Source organism: Pseudonocardia terrae, assembly GCF_021343995.1.
GTDB lineage: Bacteria > Actinomycetota > Actinomycetes > Mycobacteriales > Pseudonocardiaceae > Pseudonocardia > Pseudonocardia terrae.
In genome coordinates, this window is record NZ_JAJTTE010000050.1 from 15,994 (window position 1) to 34,126 (window position 18,133).

Below are 18,133 nucleotides of genomic sequence, written 5' to 3' on the forward strand. Positions count from 1 at the left end.
CCGGCCCGCGGCGGGCGTTCCTCGCCGCGGCCGTGCGCCGCCCGGGCCAGATCGGAGCCGTGGCCCCGAGCTCGCCGAGACTGGCCGACCTGCTGGCCTCGGTGGTCCCCACGCACGGCACACCCACCGTCGTCGAGCTGGGGCCGGGCACCGGGTCGGTCTCGGCGGCCATCGCCGACCGGCTGCCGGCCGGCGCGCGGCACCTCGCCGTGGAGCTCGACCCGCACCTCGCCGCCTACCTGCGCCGCACCCGTCCGGACATGGAGGTCGTCGACGGCAATGCCGCGCACCTCACCGGACTGCTCGCCACCCGCTCGGCGCCCCGCGTCGACGCCGTGGTGAGCGGGCTGCCCTGGTCGCTGTTCGGCGGCGACACCCAGCGCGCCATCCTCGACCAGGTCGCCGCGGCCATCGGCCCGACCGGCGCCTTCGCGACGTTCGCCTACACCCACACCGCGCCGATGACCACGGCCCGTCGCTTCCGGCGCATGCTGTCGGAGGTGTTCGACGAGGTGGTGGTCAGCCGCACGATCTGGCGCAACCTCCCGCCGGCCTACGCCTACGTCTGCCGCCGCCCCCGGAGCGCCTAGGCTGCCGAGCGCAGTATGGAACCTTAACGCGCTCTCGAGCGCCCGGTCTGCGCGTTATGGAACCATAACGCGAGGTCAGGCGCCCGATCTGCGCGGTGTGGAACCATGATGCGCTCTTGAGGGCCGCGTTCGAGCGCTGTGTAACGATGGAGCGGTGAGTTCGCCCGATCACGAGGGGGTGCCCGCCCGGCAGGTCCTCCGGCTCGCGGTGCAGGCCCTGCCCGTGCTGGCCGCCGAGCCCCTGTACGTGCTGGTCGACACCGCCGTCGTCGGGCGGCTGGGGGCGGTCCCGCTGGCCGGGCTGGCCGTTGCGGGTGTGCTCTTCGCGCAGGTCACCACCGCTCTGAACTTCCTGTCCTACGGCACCACCGCCCGCTCCGCCCGGCTGCACGGCGCGGGCCGGCGGCCCGAGGCCGTCGTCGAGGGCGTGCAGGCCACGTGGGTGGCGCTGGGCGTCGGGCTGCTGGTGCTCGGGGTCGGCCAGCTCGTCGCGCGCCCGGTCGCGAACGCCCTGGGCGACGGCGGCGCGGTCGCCGACGCCGCCGTGAGCTGGCTGCGGATCGCGCTGTTCGGGGCGCCGCTCATCCTCGTCACCCTCGCCGGCAACGGTTGGATGCGCGGGGTCCAGGACACCGCGCGCCCGCTGCGCTACGTCCTCGCCGGCAACGGGCTCTCCGCGGTCCTCTGCCCGGTACTGGTGCACGGGCTGGGGTGGGGCCTGGAGGGCTCGGCCGTCGCGAACCTGGTGGCGCAGGTCATCGTCGCCGGGCTGTTCCTGGTCGCGCTCGCCCGGGAGAAGAAGGCGCACCCCGAGGTGTCGCTGCTCCCGCGGCTGTCGCTCATCCGCGCGCAGCTGTCGATGGGCCGCGACCTGATCCTGCGCACCGCCGGCTTCCAGATCTGCTTCCTGTCGGCCACGGCGGTGGCGGCCCGGTTCGGGGCCTCGACGGTGGCGGCGCACCAGGTCGTGCTGCAGCTGTGGAACTTCCAGGCCCTGGTGCTCGACGCCGTCGCGATCGCCGCGCAGGCGCTCGTCGGCGCGGCGCTGGGCGGGGGCGGGGCCGAGCACGCCAAGGGCGTGGCGGCGCAGGTCATCCGCTACGGGCTGGTGCTGGGGATCGTGTTCGCGGTCGTGTTCGCCGCGCTCTACCCCGTGCTGCCGGGCCTGTTCACCACCGACGCGGCCACCCTGGACACCGTCCCGCAGGCCTGGTGGTTCTTCGTGGCGCTGCAACCCGTGGCGGGCGTGGTGTTCGCGATCGACGGCGTGCTGCTCGGGGCCGGCGACGCCGCGTTCCTCCGCACCTCGACCCTGCTCGCGGCCCTCGGCGGGTTCCTCCCGCTGATCTGGATCTCCCTGGTCGCGGGCTGGGGGCTGGTCGGGATCTGGACCGGCCTGTCGGTGTTCATGCTGATCAGGTTCGTGGCGGTGGGCCTGCGGACGCGCTCGGGACGCTGGGCGGTGCCGGGCGCGGTGCTGGGGACGACCCACGAGGCAGGCTGACCCGGAACAGCGTCCCCGGCTCGCGCGGGACCACCTCGACCGTGCCGCCGAGCCGCCGCACGATCCGCGCGACCAGCGCCAGCCCGATCCCGCGCGGCCGGTCCGGCCCGGCCTCCTTGGTGGAGAAGCCGTGCTCGAAGACGTCGTCGGCGGCCTCGGGCGGGATGCCCGGCCCCGAGTCGGCGACCTCGAGCACGCCGTCGGCCAGGCGCACCTGCACCCGCGGGTCGGGCGCGCCCTCGGCGGCGTCGAGGGCGTTGTCGACCAGGTTGCCGACGAGCGAGACGAGGTCGTCCGGGTCGAGCGGGACCGGGTCCTCGCTCGCGTCGTCGACGGTGAAGGCGATCCCGCGCTCGCTCGCGGTCCAGGCCTTGTCGGTGAGCAGCGCGGCCAGCACCGGGTCGTGCACGGTGTCGAGCACCGGCCCGCGCGCCCGGTCGACGGCCGCGGTGCCGGCCCGCAGCGCGTCGTCGGTGTCGCCGAGCTGCACGAGGGTGAGCACGGTCTGCATCCGGTTGGCGAACTCGTGGGCCTGCCCGGCCAGTGCGCGGGCCCGGTCCCGGGCGGCGTCGCGCTCGCGCAGCACCCCGGCCAGCTCCGTCCGGTCCCGCAGCGTGACGACGCGGGTGCCGTCGCCGGCGCGCGGCCCGGCCGCCGTGCGGGAGAGCAGCAGGACCCGCTCGCCGGCGAGCGTGAGGGTGTCGCGCACGTCCTCGACGCCCCCGGTGGCCAGCCGGGTGACCGCCCGCAGCGCGGGGTCCACGCCCAGCTCCACCAGCCGTCGTCCCTCCACGGGCTCGTCGGGGGTGAAGCCGAGCAGCCGCCGCGCCTCGGCGTTGAGCACCACGACCCGGCCGTCCCGGTCGAGCACCATCAGACCCTCGCGGACGGCTCGCAGGACGGCGTCGTGGTGGGTGTAGGCGGCGGCGATCTCCTCGGGCTCCAGTCCGAGCGTCTGCCGCCGCACGCGCCGGGCCAGCAGCCAGGCGAGGAACGCGCCGAGCGCCACCGCCCCGGCGGCCACGGCCAGGATCCAGGGCAGCTCGCGCGTCACCAGCGCGCTGATCCGCGTCTCCAGGACACCCACGGACACCAGACCGACGACCTGCCCCCGGTCCGTCACCGGGACCACGGTGCGGACCGACGGTCCGAGGGTGCCGGGATAGTCCTCGGTATAGGCCCGCCCGGCACGGGCCTCGGCGATGGAGCCGACGTACTCCCCACCGATCCGGTCCGGGTCGGCGTGGCTGTACCGCACCCCGTCGGGCGTCATGATCACGACGAACGCGGTGCCGGTCGCGGCCCGCACCCGCTCGGCCAGGGGCTGCAGGGTCCGGGAGACCGCGATGACGTCCCCACCCGAACCCCCGCCCGCCGCGACCGTCGCGACGACCTGCGGGTCGGCCGCCACGGACTGCGCGGTCGCCAGGGTGAGCCGGGCCGCCGCGGCGGACTCGAGCTCGCGGGTCCCGAACACCCCCAACGCCGCGACCCCGCCGACGGTCACCAGCACCGTCACGAGCTGCAGCAGGAGCAGCCGGCTGACGAGGCGGGAACCGCGGCGGGGTCGGGGGGACACGCCGGTGATTGTGCTACCGGACGGACTCGTGGGCGTCGCCGCGCTCCCCGGTCCGCTCGGCCGGCGGGAGCGTCTTGCCGGTACTCGTGACCCGGCCGGTGCGCTCGGTGGCGACCTCGTACCCGCTGCTCGCGCCGACCGCCGCGAGCTCCTTCTCCGGCTCGTCCCCGGCCTCGTCGTCGGCCTGCGACCCGTGCTCGAGCTCCATGGCCTCGTCGACCAGCGACGGGTCGTCGAGCACCGCCTTGAGCCGCTCGCGGTCGAGCTCGCCGTTCCAGCGGGCGATGACCAGGGTGGCCACGACGTTGCCGATGCAGTTGGTCAGCGCCCGACCCTCGCTCATCACGCGGTCGATGCCGATGATCAGCGCGATGCCGACGGCGATCGCCTCGGCGGAGAAGAACTCGCCGCCGAAGGCCTGCAGCGACGCGGCCAGGGTGACCAGGCCGGCGCCGGTGATGCCCGCCGCGCCCTTCGAGGTCAGGACCATGAGGAGCGCGAGCCCGATCTGCGCCGCCACCGGCAGGTGCTCGTTGCCCGCCTGGATGATGAACAGCGCGCCCAGGGTCAGGTAGATGCAGGTGCCGTCGAGGTTGAACGAGTAGCCGGTCGGGATGACCAGGCCGACGGTCTGCTTCGACGCACCCGCCGCCTCCAGCTTGGTGAGCAGGCGCGGCAGCACGGACTCCGACGACGAGGTGCCGACGATGATCAGGAGCTCGTCCTTGATCAGCCGGATGACCTTCAGGATGTTGAACCCGGCCCACCAGGACACGAGCCCGAGCACCGCGACGACGAAGAACGCGCAGGTGCCCCAGAAGACGCCCATCAGCTTGACGAGGTTGGTCAGCGAGCCCGCGCCGAACTGCGCGACCGTGTAGGCCATGCCGCCGAAGGCCGCGACCGGCGCCGCCCACATGATCAGCTTGATGATCCCGAAGATGACCTTCGAGATGGTCTCGATCGAGCCGACGACCCGCTTGCGCAGCGGCGCGGCCAGGAGCGTCACCGAGCAGGCCGTGAGGATCGCCAGCACCAGGACGCGCAGGACCTCGTTCTCCACGAACGGGCCGAGGAAGCTGGTCGGCAGCAGGTCGTTGAGGATGAAGCCGGTGAACCCGGCGTCCTGCGAGCCCTGGTCGACCTGCTTGGCGGCCGACGCCAGCGCGGTCGCCGACGGCTGGCCGGCGAACCCGGAGCCCGGCGCGAAGACGTTCGCCGCCACCAGGCCGATCGTCAGCGCGACGACGGTCGCGACCAGGAAGTAGAAGAGCGCCTTGAGCGCCAGCCCGCCGGCGCGGGCGAGGTTGCCGATCGAGGCGATGCCCACGACCACGGTGCAGAAGATCACCGGGGCGACGATCACCTTGATCATCTGGATGAAGCCGTCGGCAAGCCACTTGGCGCCCTTGGCGGCGTCCGGCGCCACCATGCCGAACACGATGCCGAAGGCGATGCCGACGATGACCCAGAACCAGAGCTGGGTGTAGAAGCGCTTACGGGGTGCCGCTTCGAGTGCTGTCACGTGTCGTCCTCCTCGACGTCCGGTGCCGGGAGCACGCTAGGAACGCGACCGGCGCCATGTCAGGGCGCAGGCGTTCATAATTGGGCGGGGCTTGAGGTTTCGCAGGATGGGAGCAACCGGACGGTGCGTGCACTTCTGGTCGAGGACGACGAAGTGCTCGGCGGCGCCATGGCGAAGGCCCTCGGCAACGCGGGTTTCCGGGTCCGCCACGTCACCAGGGGGGCCGACGCGCTTGCGGCGGTGCGCGAGTCCGAACCGGACGTCGTACTCCTCGACATGGGCCTGCCCGACCGGGACGGGATCGGGGTGTGCCGCGGGATCCGGGAGGTCTCGCGGGTGCCGATCCTCGCCGTGACCGGGCGGGGCGCGGTGGAGGCGCGGGTCAGCGGGCTGCGCAACGGCGCGGACGACTACATCGTCAAGCCGTTCCTCGTCGAGGAGCTGCTGGCCCGGATCGACGCCGTGCTGCGCCGGACCCGCGGCCTCGGGGTGGCACCCGCGGTCGTCGCGGGGGACGTGGAGATCGACCTCGCCCGCCGCGCGGTCACCGTCGCGGGCGCCGAGGTCGGCCTGGCGCGCAAGGAGTTCGACCTGCTCGCGGCCCTCGCCCGTCGGGAGGGCGCGGTGGTCGCGCGCGACGAGCTGCTCGACGAGGTGTGGGGGACCAGCGACCCGTCCGCGCGCCGCACCCTCGAGGCCCACGTGGCGCTGGTGCGCTCGAAGCTGGGCCGGCCGGAGGTGATCGTGACGGCGCGCGGCGTCGGGTACCGGCTGGGGAAGTAGGGTCACGGCCCGTGCCCGACGCAGGACTGGTAGCCGGTGGGATCGTCGTCGTCGACAAGCCCGGTGGGATGACCTCGCACGACGTCGTCTCCCGCCTGCGGCGCATCCTGCGCACCCGCAAGGTCGGCCACGCCGGCACCCTCGACCCGATGGCCACCGGGGTGCTGGTCTGCGGGGTCGAGCGCGGCACCAAGCTGCTCGGACACCTCGCGCTCGACACCAAGGCCTACACCGCGACGATCCGCCTCGGCGCGGCCACGACCACGGACGACGCCGAGGGCGAGGTCGTGTCGTCGGCCGACGCGTCCGGCGTCGAGGACGGGGCGCTCGCCGCGGCCATGGCGGCCCTGACGGGGGAGATCCTGCAGGTGCCGTCGTCGGTCAGCGCGATCAAGATCGACGGGAAGCGCGCCTACGCGCGGGTCCGGGCCGGCGAGACGGTGGAGATCCCCGCCCGGCCCGTGACGGTCTCGGCGTTCACGCTGGTCGAACGCCGGGGCACGGACCTGGACGTGGTGGTGGAGTGCTCGTCGGGGACCTACGTGCGGGCTCTGGCCCGGGACGTCGGCGCGGCGCTGGGCGTGGGCGGGCACCTCACGGCGTTGCGGCGTACCCGGGTCGGGCCGTTCGAGCTGACCCACGCGCGCACGCTGGCGGAGCTCGAGGCCGAGCCGGGGTTGTCGCTCGACCTCGCCGGGGCGGTGGCGACCGCCTTCCCGCGCCGGGACGTCGACGCCGGCGGCGCCACGGACGTCGCGCACGGCAAGCGGCTGCCCGCGGCCGGTCTGACCGGCACCTACGGCGTCTTCGCGCCCGACGGCCGGGTGCTCGCCCTCATGGCCGACGCCGGGGGTGCGGCGAAGCCGGTGGTGGTGCTCGCCCCCGCGGGCTCCTGAGCACGATCGGTTCCGTAGGCTGCCGATCGTGGAACGGTGGCGGGGACTCGAGGCCGTGCCCTCGGGATGGGGCCGCAGTGTCGTGACCATCGGGGTCTTCGACGGCGTGCACCGCGGGCACCGGCAGCTGATCGAGCGGGCGGTCGAGCGGGGCCGGGAGCGCGGCCTGCGCAGCGTCGTCGTCACCTTCGACCCGCACCCCGCCGAGCTGGTCCGTCCGGGCTCGCACCCGGCCGCGCTGACCACCCTGGAGCGCCGCGCCGATCTCGTCGAGGAGGCGGGGGCGGACGCGTTCTGCGTCATCCCGTTCACCAACGAGCTGGCGCACATGAAGCCCGCGGAGTTCGCGCACGAGGTGCTGGTCGACACCCTGCACGCCGCGAACGTGGTGGTGGGCACCAACTTCACCTTCGGCTACAAGGCCGCCGGCGACATCGGCACCCTGCGGGAGCTCGGCGTCCGGTTCGGCTTCCAGGTCGAGGCGCTCGACCTGATCACGGACGACGGCGTGACCTTCTCGTCCACCTACATCCGCTCGTGCATCGACGCGGGCGACATGGAGGCCGCCGCCGCCGCGCTCGGCCGCCCGCACCGGGTCGACGGCGTGGTGGTGCACGGCGACAAGCGCGGTCGCGAGCTGGGCTTCCCGACCGCCAACGTCGCCTGCGCGCTGCACACCGCCCTGCCCGCCGACGGCGTCTACGCGGGCTGGTTCCTGCTGGGCGAGCGGCGGCTGGCGGCGGCGATCTCGGTCGGCTCCAACCCGACCTTCTCCGGCAAGGTCCGCACCGTCGAGGCCTACGTGCTCGACGTCGACGAGGACTTCTACGGCCACGAGGTCGGCATCGAGTTCGCCCACCGGCTCCGCGGCCAGGAGCGGTTCGACGGCGTCGGGCCGCTGATCGAGCAGATGAACGCCGACGTCGAGCGGACGCGCAAGCTGCTCGGCGCCTGAGGTCGGGCTTCTGAGGTCGGGCTCTGCGCGCGGGTGCGACGCCACCCGATCGGGCGCGGTTCCCGGTGCCGACTTCTCCCGTTCCGCCACGGGACGGGGCGCGCACCTGCCAGCATCCGGATGTGGAGATCGACAGGCTCGCCACCAACCGGGAGCGCCAGCGGACGCTGTACGGGACGCCGCTCGCCGAGCGGGTGCACCGGATGACGCGGGTCCTCGGCGTCACGCAGGGCGCCCTCGCCGCGACCCTCGGGATGAGCCCGGCGATGCTGTCGCAGCTGGTCAGCGCCAAGCGCGTGAAGATCGGCGATCCGGCGGTGCTGGCCCGGCTGCTCCTGCTCGACGGGCGGTGCGCGGCCGGGCCCGTCGCGCCGGAGGACGTCCCGGCCCTGCTCGACGAGGTGCGCACGGCCCCGCCCGGGTGGGCCGCACTGCTCGCCCGCCCGGTCACGCCGGGCCGCGACGCGTCCGCCCCGCCCGGCCCGCCGTCGCGGCGGCACCCGTCCACGACCCACGGCCCGGTCCCCGGCGTCCACCCCGCAGGCCTTCCCGCGGCCCACCCAGCCGCCCACTCCGACGTCGATCCCGGCATCGACCCCCGCCGGACCCGACCGATCCCGCGTCGCGACCCCGCCCTGCTCGCGGCGGAGGCGCTGCGCCGGGTGGCGGGGCCGGCCCAGCTGATCGCCGCGGCGTCGACCCTCGCCGCGACCTTCCCGGAGCTCGCCGCGCTCCTCCGCCGTGCCGCCGCCACCCGGTGACCCCCGCCCCCCCGACGACCACAGGAGACACGCGCGACACACCCGTCACCCACCCTGACCGGCGACGATCGCCGGGTACCCGGAGGTGGACGGGCCCGCGCTGGTAGCCTCTCCCGTGGGTCCGGCTGCAGTCCGTGGCGGCCGTGACCAGCTTCCCGCCCCGACGCGGTCGCCCACCACGGCGAGTGCGTGCCGGGCGCGGGCCCCACGGACGTCACCACACGAAGGAGCACCACCGCAGTGGCACTCACCGCCGCAGACAAGAAGACCATCCTCGACGAGTACGGCGTCCACGAGGGCGACACCGGCTCGCCGGAGGCGCAGGTCGCGCTGCTGACCAAGCGGATCAGCGACCTCACCGAGCACCTCAAGATGCACAAGCACGACCACCACTCCCGCCGCGGCCTGCTCCTCATGGTCGGCCGCCGCCGCCGCCTGCTGAAGTACCTGGCGTCGGTCGACGTGCAGCGCTACCGCTCGCTCATCGAGCGGCTGGGCCTGCGCCGCTGACCCGGTCCGGGGCCGGGGCGGTGTGAACCGCCCCGGCGGCCCGGCACACAACTGAAGAACGACCCACTTCCGTCACCGCGCCCCATGATCCGCCGGTCCTCGGTAGTGGTTCCCGGAGAGAACGCTCCGGGGACTTCGATCGAAGACCGGCTCCGCGGAGGATCCGGCGAGGTGGCACAGGCTCTTCACGAAGGAGAGACACCACTTCATGTCAGACCTCGAGAACGACGGCGTCCACGAGACGACCGCAGTGATCGACAACGGGAGCTTCGGCTCCCGCACCATCCGGTTCGAGACCGGGCGCCTCGCGCGCCAGGCCGCCGGCTCCGTCGTCGCGTACCTCGACGACGAGACCATGCTGCTGTCCGCCACCACGGCGTCGAAGCAGCCCAAGGAGCACTTCGACTTCTTCCCCCTCACGGTGGACGTCGAGGAGCGGATGTACGCGATCGGCAAGATCCCCGGCTCGTTCTTCCGCCGCGAGGGTCGTCCCGGTACGGACGCGATCCTCACCTGCCGCCTGATCGACCGGCCGCTGCGCCCCTCGTTCGTCGACGGCCTGCGCAACGAGATCCAGATCGTCGTCACCGTCCTGTCGCTGGACCCGCAGGACCCGTACGACGCCCTGGCGATCAACGCCGCGTCCGCGTCCACCCAGCTCGCCGGCCTGCCCTTCTCCGGGCCGATCGGCGGCGTCCGCGTCGCGCTGATCGACGGCCAGTGGATCGCCTTCCCGCAGCACGAGGACCTGCAGCGGGCCGTGTTCGACATGGTCGTGGCCGGCCGCATCGTGGGCGACGACGTCGCGATCATGATGGTGGAGGCCGAGGCCACCACGGAGACGATCGAACTCGTCGCCGGTGGCGCCGCGGCGCCCACCGAGGAGGTCGTGGCGCAGGGCCTGGAGGCGGCCAAGCCGTTCATCCGCAGCCTGTGCGTGGCCCAGCAGCAGCTGGCCGAGGTCGCCGCCAAGCCGACCCGCGACTACCCGACGTACCCGGCCTACCAGCCGGATGCGTTCGAGGCCGTGGAGAAGGCCGCGAGCGCCGACCTGGCCGCCGCGCTGGCGATCGGCCCGAAGCAGGAGCGCGAGGCGAAGACCGACGCGGTCAAGCTCTCGGTGCTCGAGTCCCTCGGCGCGCAGTTCGAGGGCCGAGAGAAGGAGCTCGGCGCCGCCTTCCGGTCGCTGAACAAGAAGCTCGTGCGCCAGCGCATCCTGCGCGACAAGGTCCGCATCGACGGCCGCGGACTCACCGACATCCGGCCGCTGTCGGCCGAGGTCGAGGTCGTCCCGCGGGCGCACGGCTCGGCGCTGTTCGAGCGCGGCGAGACCCAGATCATGGGTGTCACCACGCTGAACATGCTGCGCATGGAGCAGCAGATCGACTCGCTGGGTCCGGAGACCCACAAGCGGTACCTGCACCACTACAACTTCCCGCCGTACTCGACCGGTGAGACCGGCCGGGTGGGCTCGCCGAAGCGCCGCGAGATCGGCCACGGCGCGCTGGCCGAGCGGGCCCTGCTGCCCGTGCTGCCCACGCGCGAGGAGTTCCCGTACGCCATCCGCCAGGTGTCCGAGGCGCTCGGCTCCAACGGCTCCACGTCGATGGGCTCGGTCTGCGCATCCACGATGTCGCTGTTCAACGCCGGTGTGCCGCTGAAGGCGCCGGTCGCGGGCATCGCGATGGGCCTGGTCTCCGACACGGTCGAGGGCGCGACCCAGTACGTCGCTTTGACCGACATCCTGGGCGCCGAGGACGCGTTCGGCGACATGGACTTCAAGGTCGCCGGCACGGCTGAGTTCGTCACCGCGCTGCAGCTGGACACCAAGCTCGACGGCATCCCGTCCGAGGTCCTCGCGGCCGCGCTGAACCAGGCCAAGGACGCCCGCCTGACCATCCTCGAGGTGCTCGGCGAGGCGATCGACGGGCCGGACGAGATGAGCACCTACGCGCCGCGGGTCACCGCGATCAAGGTGCCCGTCGACAAGATCGGCGAGGTCATCGGCCCGAAGGGCAAGATGATCAACTCGATCACGGAGAAGACCGGCGCGGACATCTCCATCGAGGACGACGGCACGATCTACGTCGGCGCCGCCGACGGCCCGTCCGCGGAGGAGGCGATCGGCATGATCAACGCCATCGCCAACCCGCAGCTGCCGAAGATCGGCGAGCGGTTCCTGGGCACGGTCGTCAAGACCGCGGCCTTCGGCGCCTTCGTCTCGCTGGTCCCGGGCAAGGACGGCCTGGTCCACATCTCGAAGCTCGGCAACGGGAAGCGGATCGGCAAGGTCGAGGACGTCGTCAAGGTCGGCGACAAGATCCGCGTCGAGGTCACCGACATCGACAACCGCGGCAAGATCAGCCTGATCCCGGTGCAGGAGGAGGGCGCGGGCGACTCGGGCGACGGCGCCCCGGCCGCCGCGCCGGAGGGTGACAAGGCCGAGCCGGCCGAGGTCTCCAGCTGACCAGCACGTCGCACACGGACGCCCCCGGGGTGGCTCGCACCGAGCTGCCCGGGGGCGTCCGCGTGCTCACCGAGCAGGTGCCGGGCGTGCGGTCGGTGGCGCTGGGCATCTGGATCGCGATCGGCTCCCGGGACGAGCGCCCGGACCAGGCCGGCGCCGCGCACTACCTCGAGCACCTGCTGTTCAAGGGCACCGGGCGGCGCACCGCGCAGGGGATCGCCGAGGAGATGGACGCGGTCGGCGGCGAGCTCAACGCGTTCACCGCCAAGGAGCACACCTGCTACTACGCGCACGTCCTCGACGAGGACGTGCCCCTGGCGCTCGACGTCCTCGCCGACGTCGTGACCAACGCCGAGCTCGCGCACACGGACGTCGAGCTGGAGCGCGGGGTGGTCCTCGAGGAGATCGCCATGCGCGACGACGACCCCGAGGACCTGCTCGGCGAGCTCTTCGACGAGACGATCTTCGCCGCGCACCCGCTGGGCCGTCCCGTCATCGGCTCCGAGGAGTCGATCCGGGGCATGAGCCGCGAGACGCTGCACGACTTCTGGCGCGGCGAGTACACGACCCCGCGGATGGTGGTCGCGGCCGCCGGGAACCTCGACCACGGGCACATCGCAGACCTGGCGGCGAAGGCGCTGGGCGAGGGTCCGGAGCTCACCCCGGTGGGCCCGCGCCCGGCCGGCGGGGGGCGCCTGCCCGCCCGCAGGGCGCTCGCCCTGCGCACGGACGAGTCCGAGCAGGCACACCTGCTGCTCGGCGTGCCCGGGCTGGACCGGCACGACCCACGGCGCCCCGCCCTCGCGGTGCTCAACGCCGCGCTCGGCGGCGGGCTGTCGTCCCGGCTGTTCCAGCAGGTCCGAGAGCAGCGCGGGCTGGCCTACCAGGTGTACTCGGCCCAGGCCTGCTACGCCGACGCCGGCACCTTCTCGGTCTACGCCGGGTGCGCGCCGGAGCGGCTCGGCGAGGTCGTCGCGGTGGTGCGGGACGTGCTGGCCGGCGCCGCCGCCGACGGGCTCACCGACTCCGAGGTGGTGCGGGCCAAGGGCTCCCTGCGCGGCGGCACCGTGCTGGGGCTGGAGGACTCGGCCTCGCGGATGAACCGCCTCGGCCGCTCCGAGCTCGACCACGGCCGCCAGCGCAGCATCACGGAGAGCCTCGCGCGGATCGACGCCGTCACCCCGGCCCAGGTCGCCGGCCTCGCCGCCGAGCTGCTCACGCAGGACCTCACCGCCGCCGTGGTCGGTCCCTACCACTCGGTCGACGACCTCCCCGCCGCCCTCCACGACCTGGCGTAGCAGGGCAGCGGCTCCGCGAGTCGGGCTGTGGGCTTCGGCGAGTCGGGCTGTGGGCTTCGGCGAGTCGCGCTGTGGGCTCCGGCGAGTCGGGCTGTGGGCTCCGCTCTCCGCCCGACGATCACCGCTAGCCTGATCGTGTGCTGACGGCGCTGGTCGCGGGGCTGCTGATCCTGGTCGGCCTGGTGGGGGTCGTCGTCCAGGTGCTGCCCGGACTGATCGTGATCCTGGCCGGCGTCGCCGTCTGGGCCGTCCCGCGCGGCGACGCCCTCGGCTGGTGGGTCCTCGGCGTCGCCGGTGGGCTGCTGGTCGTCGGGTCGGTCGCGAAGTTCCTGGTGCCCGGCAAGCGGCTGCGCGACGCCGGCGTGCCCGGCCGCAGCCTGCTCGCCGGCGGGGTGCTGGGGGTCGTCGGCTTCTTCGTGATCCCGGTGGTCGGGCTGTTCCTCGGCTTCGTGCTCGGCGTCTACCTCGCCGAACTGGCCCGGCTGCGCAGCTCGGCCGAGGCGTGGCCGTCGACCAAGCACGCGCTCTCCGCCGTCGGCTGGAGCATCCTCATCGAACTGGCCGCAGGCCTGCTCATGGTCGCCGCCTGGATCACCGGCCTGGTCCTCGCGTAGCCGGCAGTCCGGGGACGGAGCCCGCCGCCTAGAGTTCCGCTCGTGAGTGCGATCCGGGTGGCGGTGCTGGGGGCGAAGGGACGCATGGGTTCCGAGGCGTGCGCGGCGGTGCGCGGCGCGGACGACCTGGAGCTCGTGGCGGAGGTCGGCTCGGCCGACCCGATCAACGCCGCGGACGGCGCGGAGGTCGTGGTCGACCTGACCCGGCCCGACGTCGTCATGGACAACCTGAAGCACGTCCTCGACCGCGGTCAGCACGCCGTGGTCGGGGTGTCCGGGTTCGACGCCGAGCGGCTCGACACGGTCCGCGGCTGGCTCGCCGACAAGCCGGGCCAGGGTGTGCTGATCGCCCCGAACTTCGGCGTCGGCGCCGTGCTGGCCATGCACTTCGCCGCGCAGGCCGCGCGGTTCTTCGAGTCGGCCGAGATCGTGGAGCTGCACCACGAGAAGAAGGTCGACGCCCCCTCCGGCACCGCCGCCCGCACGGCGTCGCTGGTCGCCGAGGCGCGGTCGGCGGCCGGGCTCGGCCCGGTGCCCGACGCGACCACCAGCGACCCCCTCGGCGCGCGCGGCGCCGCGGTCGACGGGATCCACGTGCACGCCGTGCGGATGCCCGGGATGGTCGCCCACCAGGAGGTCATCCTCGGCGGCGCGGGCGAGGTCCTGACGGTCCGGCACGACTCGATGAACCGGGCCTCGTTCATGCCGGGCGTCCTGATGGCGATCCGCGCGGTGCCCGGCCGGCCGGGTCTGACCTTCGGCCTGGAGCCCCTGCTCGGGCTGGCCTAGCCGGGTCGACCGTCAGATCAGCGCGAGGTCCAACGGGCCGGTGTGCCGGACCTCGCGCACGGTGCCCTCGCCGGTGTCGAGGGTCCGCACGGCGCCGTCGGCCGCCCAGCCGGCGCGGGTGTAGAAAGCGCGCGAGGCGGCGTCGGCCTCGGGCACCCAGGCCCGGCCCTCCTCGGACCCGGCCCGGCGCAGGGCGGCCCCGGCCACGGCGAGCAGCCGCCCGCCGTGCCCGCGCCGCCCCCACCGGGGCTCGACGAGCAGCGCGCTGACCTCGGCGATCGCCAGCCCGTCCTGCCCGGCGTAGTGCGCGGCGGCGCAGAAACCGACCGTCCGGTCGCCCTCGAGCGCCACGAACACGTGGAAGGGGTCGCCGGCCGCGACCGCGTCCCGCCAGGCGCGCCGGGCGTCGTCGCCGGTCAACCGGGCCAGTGCGGCCTCGGGAAGGACCTCCGCGTACGCCACCCGCCAGGTCCCGGCCTGGATGCGGACGATCTCGTCGACGTCGGCGTCGACGGCGGGGCGGACCGAGGCGAGGGCCATGCGCACATTCGTACCCGGTGACGGGGTGACGCCGGACACCGGCCGAGGGGTTGGCCCGCTGCCGACCGCATGGCAGCGTGCAGGGACGTGAACGGTCGTCCGTCCGGCGCCCGGGCGGCCTGGGTGGCGCTCTCGCTCGTCTACCTGCTCTGGGGCTCGATCTACCTGCTCAACCGGCTGCTGATCACGCACGTGCCGCCGCTGCTCGCCGGCGGCTTCCGGTTCCTGTCGGCCGGGACCGCGCTCGGCATCCTGGTCCTGGTCCTCTCCGGGCCGCGCGAGCTGCGGATGAGCCGGCCGGCGCTGCTGACGACGATGCTCTCCGGGCTCCTGCTGCCGGCCTGGGGCAACGGCCTGGTCGCCGTCGCGCAGACCCAGATCCCGTCGGGCCTCGCGGCACTGCTCCTGGCCGTCGTACCGCTCTACATCGCGGTGCTGCGCACGCTTTTCGGCGACCGGCCCGGCCGCGCGACGCTGGTCGGCGTGCTGGTCGGGCTCGTCGGGCTGGGCGTGCTGGTCCTGGCCGGGCCCGGTTCGGGCGGGACGGCCGGGAACGCGTGGTGGGGGCCCTGGCTGGTCGTGCTGGCGGGCCTGGGGTGGGCCTCGGGCACCTACGCGACGACCCGGCTGCCGGTTCCGCCGAGCCCGTTCGCGCTGGCCACGGTGCAGATGGTGACCGGTGGCCTGATCATGATCGCGGTCGGCTCAGCGGCGGGCGGCCGGGTCGACGTCGGCGCACTCCCGGCCGCGACCTGGTGGCTCTGGGCCGCCGCCGCGCTGGCCACCCTGGGCGGGTTCAGCGCCTACGCCGTGGCGCTGCGCGGGCTGCCCGTGTCCACGGTCGCGACCTACGCCTACGTCAACCCGGTGATCGCGGTCCTGCTGGGGGTCCTGCTGGTCGACGAGCGGTTCACCCCGCTCCAGGGCCTCGGCGGGGTGATCGTGCTGGTCGCGGTCGTGCTGGTGGTGCGTGCGGAACGCCGGCCGGTCGGCGCACCCGGCGCGCTCACCGCGGAGCCGCTCCCGGATCCGCCCCCCGCGCGCTGACCGTCCGGAAAATGTCGGTGCGTCCTGGCAGCATGCCCCTCGTGAGGACGATCTCGGCCGATGTCGCGCGCCGGACCGCGCTCGCGGCGCAGGGCTTCGCGGACCCCCGCCCCTCGGGCCCGGTGACCCGGCGGCACCTGCAGCGCGCCCTCGGCCGGGTCCAGCTGCTGCAGCTCGACTCGGTGAACGTCGCCGTGCGGGCGCACTACATGCCCGTCTTCAGCCGGCTCGGCGCCTACCCCCGCGACCTGCTCGACGGGGCGGCCTGGCACCACACCGCACGACGCCCGCGGCTGATGGTCGAGTACTGGGCGCACGAGGCGAGCCTGCTGCCCGTCGAGGACTGGCCGCTGCTGCTGTCCGGGGCGAAGCGGCCGGGGTGGTGGCGGCACTACGCACGGCTCGCCGACCGTGAACCTGCCCTGGTCGACGACGTGTTGGCCGCCGTGAAGGAGCTCGGTCCGGTCGGCGCCGGGGCGTTGGAGACGGCGCTGGGCGGGGCGGCGGGGAAGCCGCGCCCGCCGGGGGTGTCCTGGTGGGAACGGTCCGACGTGAAGCGGATCTGCGAGTACCTGTTCGGCCTCGGCGCCCTCACCACCGGCACCCGGGTCAACTTCCAGCGGCTGTACGACCTGCCGGAGCGCGTGCTGCCGCCGGCGGTGCTCGCCGCCCACCCGATGGACCACGGCGAGGCGGCGCGCGGGCTCGTGCGGCGGGCGGCCCGGGCGTTGGGGATCGGGACCGAGCCGGACCTGCGGGACTACTACCGCCTCGGGCCCGCCGAGAGCCGGCGGGCCGTCGAGGAGCTGGTCGAGGCGGGGGAGCTGGAGCCGGTCGCCGTGCGCGGCTGGCGGTCGCCGGCGTACCGGGCGCCCGGCGCGGTCGTGCCGCGGCGGATCGAGGGGCGGGCGCTGCTGTGCCCGTTCGACCCGCTGATCTGGGAGCGCGAGCGCACCGGGCGGATCTTCGGCTTCCGGTACCGCATCGAGATCTACGTGCCCGAGCCCAAGCGCGAGTTCGGCTACTACGTCTTCCCGTTCCTGCTCGACGGCGAGCTGGTCGCCCGGGTGGATCTCAAGGCGGACCGGTCGGTGGGCGTGCTGCGGGTGCAGGGGGCGTTCGCCGAGGTGGGCGGCCAGATCCCGCGGGTCGCGGCGGAGCTGGCCGCCGAGCTGCGGCACATGGCGGAGTGGCTCGGGCTCGAGGGCGTGGTCGTCGGGGAGCGTGGGGATCTCGCGGGCGCACTGGCCGGGGCTGTGGGGTAGGCGGTGGGGTAGGCGGGTGCGCGCCGGGGTGAGCGGTGGGGCGAGCGCTGGGGTGGGACGCGCCGACGGCGCGCCCGGACCTTCCGGACGCGCCGTCGTCCCCGTCAGACCGCGGCGGTGGCGGCGCGGGTGATACGGATGTTCCCGCTGCCGGTCCGACCGGCGACCCGCAGCGGGGGTGCGTCGGCCGGGGCGACCTTGCCGACCTCGAGATCGCTGCGTGCGTGACCCGAGCCCGAGGTGAGGTCGAGCTCGGCGGCGACGCCGGAGTGCACCCCGACCCGGATCGAGCCGGAGCCCGTCGTGAGGTCGAAGCGGCCGGCGAAGGCGTCGGCCACCTCGACGTCGCCGGAGCCGGTCTTCAGCGTGAGGTCGGAGTGCACCTCGCCGAACGAGACGTCGCCGGACCCCGCCTTGACCGTCGTCGGGCCGGAGAGGGCGGCGGCCGAGATCCCGCCGGAGCCGGTGCGCAGCTTGGCCTCCGCGCCCACGATCCCGAGCTCGACCCGGCCGGAGCCGGTGGTGACCTCGAGGGCGCCGGTGACCTCGTCGAGCCGGGCGTCGCCGGAGCCGGTCCGCACGGCGGCCCAGCCGGAGCGCCCGACGACCGTGACGTCACCGGCCCCGGTGCGCACGGCGAGCCGCGACCCTGCGGGCGCCCAGACGGTCACCGCCAGCGGCACCACCCGCAGCGGCAGGTCCTGGGTGGAGCGCACCACGAGCCGTCGAGCGCCCGCGGTCCAGTCGATCTCGGCCGCGCGGACCGCGGCGGCACCGGGGTCACGGGCGATGTCGCCGGTCGCGGAGCCCAGCCAGTTGAGCAGGCCGGTGATGCCCTGCTCCCACGGGCTGTCGGCGTCGGGCTCGTGGCGCACCTCGACGCGGACCTCGGTGGCGTCGTCGTTCAGCTCGATCCGCACCCGCCCGACGTCGATCGCGACCTCGAGCTCGGCGGGCTCGCTGCAGGGCCAGGCCTGCTGGCGGACCAGGTCCTCGTTCGGTTCGGTCAT

Annotated in this window: 17 protein-coding genes; 13 read left to right on the forward strand and 4 right to left on the reverse strand. The window is 74.2% G+C overall.

What is annotated here, in order from left to right:
* The first annotated feature begins 32 nt into the window (after positions 1 to 32).
* Together LWC33_RS26795 and LWC33_RS26800 are read left to right on the forward strand one after the other, a co-directional pair.
* Entirely contained in the window at positions 33 to 590 is a 558-nt protein-coding gene (locus tag LWC33_RS26795) for a class I SAM-dependent methyltransferase (RefSeq protein WP_233307480.1), read from the forward strand.
* 154 nt (positions 591 to 744) lie between these two features.
* Positions 745 to 2,094 (forward strand): MATE family efflux transporter, encoded by a 1,350-nt coding sequence (locus LWC33_RS26800; RefSeq protein WP_233307455.1) that lies wholly within the window; start codon positions 745 to 747, stop codon positions 2,092 to 2,094.
* Here the strand turns inward: LWC33_RS26800 and LWC33_RS26805 are convergent.
* Both LWC33_RS26805 and LWC33_RS26810 read right to left on the reverse strand, forming a co-directional pair.
* Positions 2,006 to 3,673: a sensor histidine kinase gene (locus LWC33_RS26805; protein ID WP_233307456.1), complete on the reverse strand. Its 1,668-nt coding sequence runs from the start codon at positions 3,671 to 3,673 to the stop codon at positions 2,006 to 2,008. The genes LWC33_RS26800 and LWC33_RS26805 overlap by 89 nt on opposite strands.
* 13 nt (positions 3,674 to 3,686) lie before the next feature.
* Positions 3,687 to 5,198, reverse strand: a complete 1,512-nt coding sequence (locus LWC33_RS26810) for a cation:dicarboxylate symporter family transporter (RefSeq protein WP_233307457.1) — start codon at positions 5,196 to 5,198, stop codon at positions 3,687 to 3,689.
* Positions 5,199 to 5,321: 123 nt separating this feature from the next.
* Between LWC33_RS26810 and LWC33_RS26815 the strand changes: the two genes are divergently transcribed.
* From LWC33_RS26815 to dapB, 9 genes are all read left to right on the forward strand, one after another.
* Positions 5,322 to 5,981 carry a response regulator transcription factor gene (locus LWC33_RS26815; RefSeq protein WP_233307458.1) on the forward strand — a complete coding sequence of 220 codons (660 nt, stop codon included), beginning with the start codon at positions 5,322 to 5,324 and terminating at the stop codon, positions 5,979 to 5,981.
* 11 nt (positions 5,982 to 5,992) lie between these two features.
* On the forward strand, positions 5,993 to 6,877 hold the full coding sequence (gene truB / locus LWC33_RS26820) for a tRNA pseudouridine(55) synthase TruB (RefSeq protein ID WP_308191014.1): 885 nt from the start codon (positions 5,993 to 5,995) through the stop codon (positions 6,875 to 6,877).
* Positions 6,878 to 6,905: 28 nt separating this feature from the next.
* Entirely contained in the window at positions 6,906 to 7,832 is a 927-nt protein-coding gene (locus tag LWC33_RS26825) for a bifunctional riboflavin kinase/FAD synthetase (protein WP_233307459.1), read from the forward strand.
* Between the two features lie 122 nt (positions 7,833 to 7,954).
* A complete protein-coding gene (locus tag LWC33_RS26830) occupies positions 7,955 to 8,593 on the forward strand; it encodes a hypothetical protein (protein WP_233307460.1) in 639 nt (212 codons plus the stop codon).
* A 240-nt stretch (positions 8,594 to 8,833) separates the two neighbouring features.
* A complete protein-coding gene (gene rpsO, locus LWC33_RS26835) occupies positions 8,834 to 9,103 on the forward strand; it encodes a 30S ribosomal protein S15 (protein WP_233307461.1) in 270 nt (89 codons plus the stop codon).
* Between the two features lie 208 nt (positions 9,104 to 9,311).
* The gene (locus tag LWC33_RS26840; RefSeq protein ID WP_233307462.1) at positions 9,312 to 11,570 is read left to right on the forward strand and encodes a polyribonucleotide nucleotidyltransferase; all 2,259 of its coding nucleotides are present in this window, start codon (positions 9,312 to 9,314) and stop codon (positions 11,568 to 11,570) included.
* A 29-nt stretch (positions 11,571 to 11,599) separates the two neighbouring features.
* On the forward strand, positions 11,600 to 12,868 hold the full coding sequence (locus LWC33_RS26845; protein WP_233307463.1) for a M16 family metallopeptidase: 1,269 nt from the start codon (positions 11,600 to 11,602) through the stop codon (positions 12,866 to 12,868).
* Between the two features lie 137 nt (positions 12,869 to 13,005).
* Entirely contained in the window at positions 13,006 to 13,482 is a 477-nt protein-coding gene (locus tag LWC33_RS26850) for a DUF456 domain-containing protein (RefSeq protein WP_233307464.1), read from the forward strand.
* A 42-nt stretch (positions 13,483 to 13,524) separates the two neighbouring features.
* Complete coding sequence (dapB, locus tag LWC33_RS26855) at positions 13,525 to 14,271, forward strand: 4-hydroxy-tetrahydrodipicolinate reductase (protein WP_308191015.1); 747 nt, start codon at positions 13,525 to 13,527, stop codon at positions 14,269 to 14,271.
* A gap of 12 nt (positions 14,272 to 14,283) precedes the next feature.
* Here the strand turns inward: dapB and LWC33_RS26860 are convergent, their stop codons facing one another.
* Complete coding sequence (locus tag LWC33_RS26860; RefSeq protein ID WP_233307465.1) at positions 14,284 to 14,811, reverse strand: GNAT family N-acetyltransferase; 528 nt, start codon at positions 14,809 to 14,811, stop codon at positions 14,284 to 14,286.
* 87 nt (positions 14,812 to 14,898) lie between these two features.
* Here LWC33_RS26860 and LWC33_RS26865 point away from each other — a divergent pair, with 87 nt between their 5' ends.
* Together LWC33_RS26865 and LWC33_RS26870 are read left to right on the forward strand one after the other, a co-directional pair.
* On the forward strand, positions 14,899 to 15,858 hold the full coding sequence (locus LWC33_RS26865; protein ID WP_233307466.1) for an EamA family transporter: 960 nt from the start codon (positions 14,899 to 14,901) through the stop codon (positions 15,856 to 15,858).
* Between the two features lie 32 nt (positions 15,859 to 15,890).
* On the forward strand, positions 15,891 to 17,123 hold the full coding sequence (locus LWC33_RS26870) for a winged helix-turn-helix domain-containing protein (protein WP_255693045.1): 1,233 nt from the start codon (positions 15,891 to 15,893) through the stop codon (positions 17,121 to 17,123).
* A gap of 104 nt (positions 17,124 to 17,227) precedes the next feature.
* Here the strand turns inward: LWC33_RS26870 and LWC33_RS35680 are convergent, their stop codons facing one another.
* Positions 17,228 to 18,133 carry a DUF4097 family beta strand repeat-containing protein gene (locus tag LWC33_RS35680; RefSeq protein ID WP_305080895.1) on the reverse strand — a complete coding sequence of 302 codons (906 nt, stop codon included), beginning with the start codon at positions 18,131 to 18,133 and terminating at the stop codon, positions 17,228 to 17,230.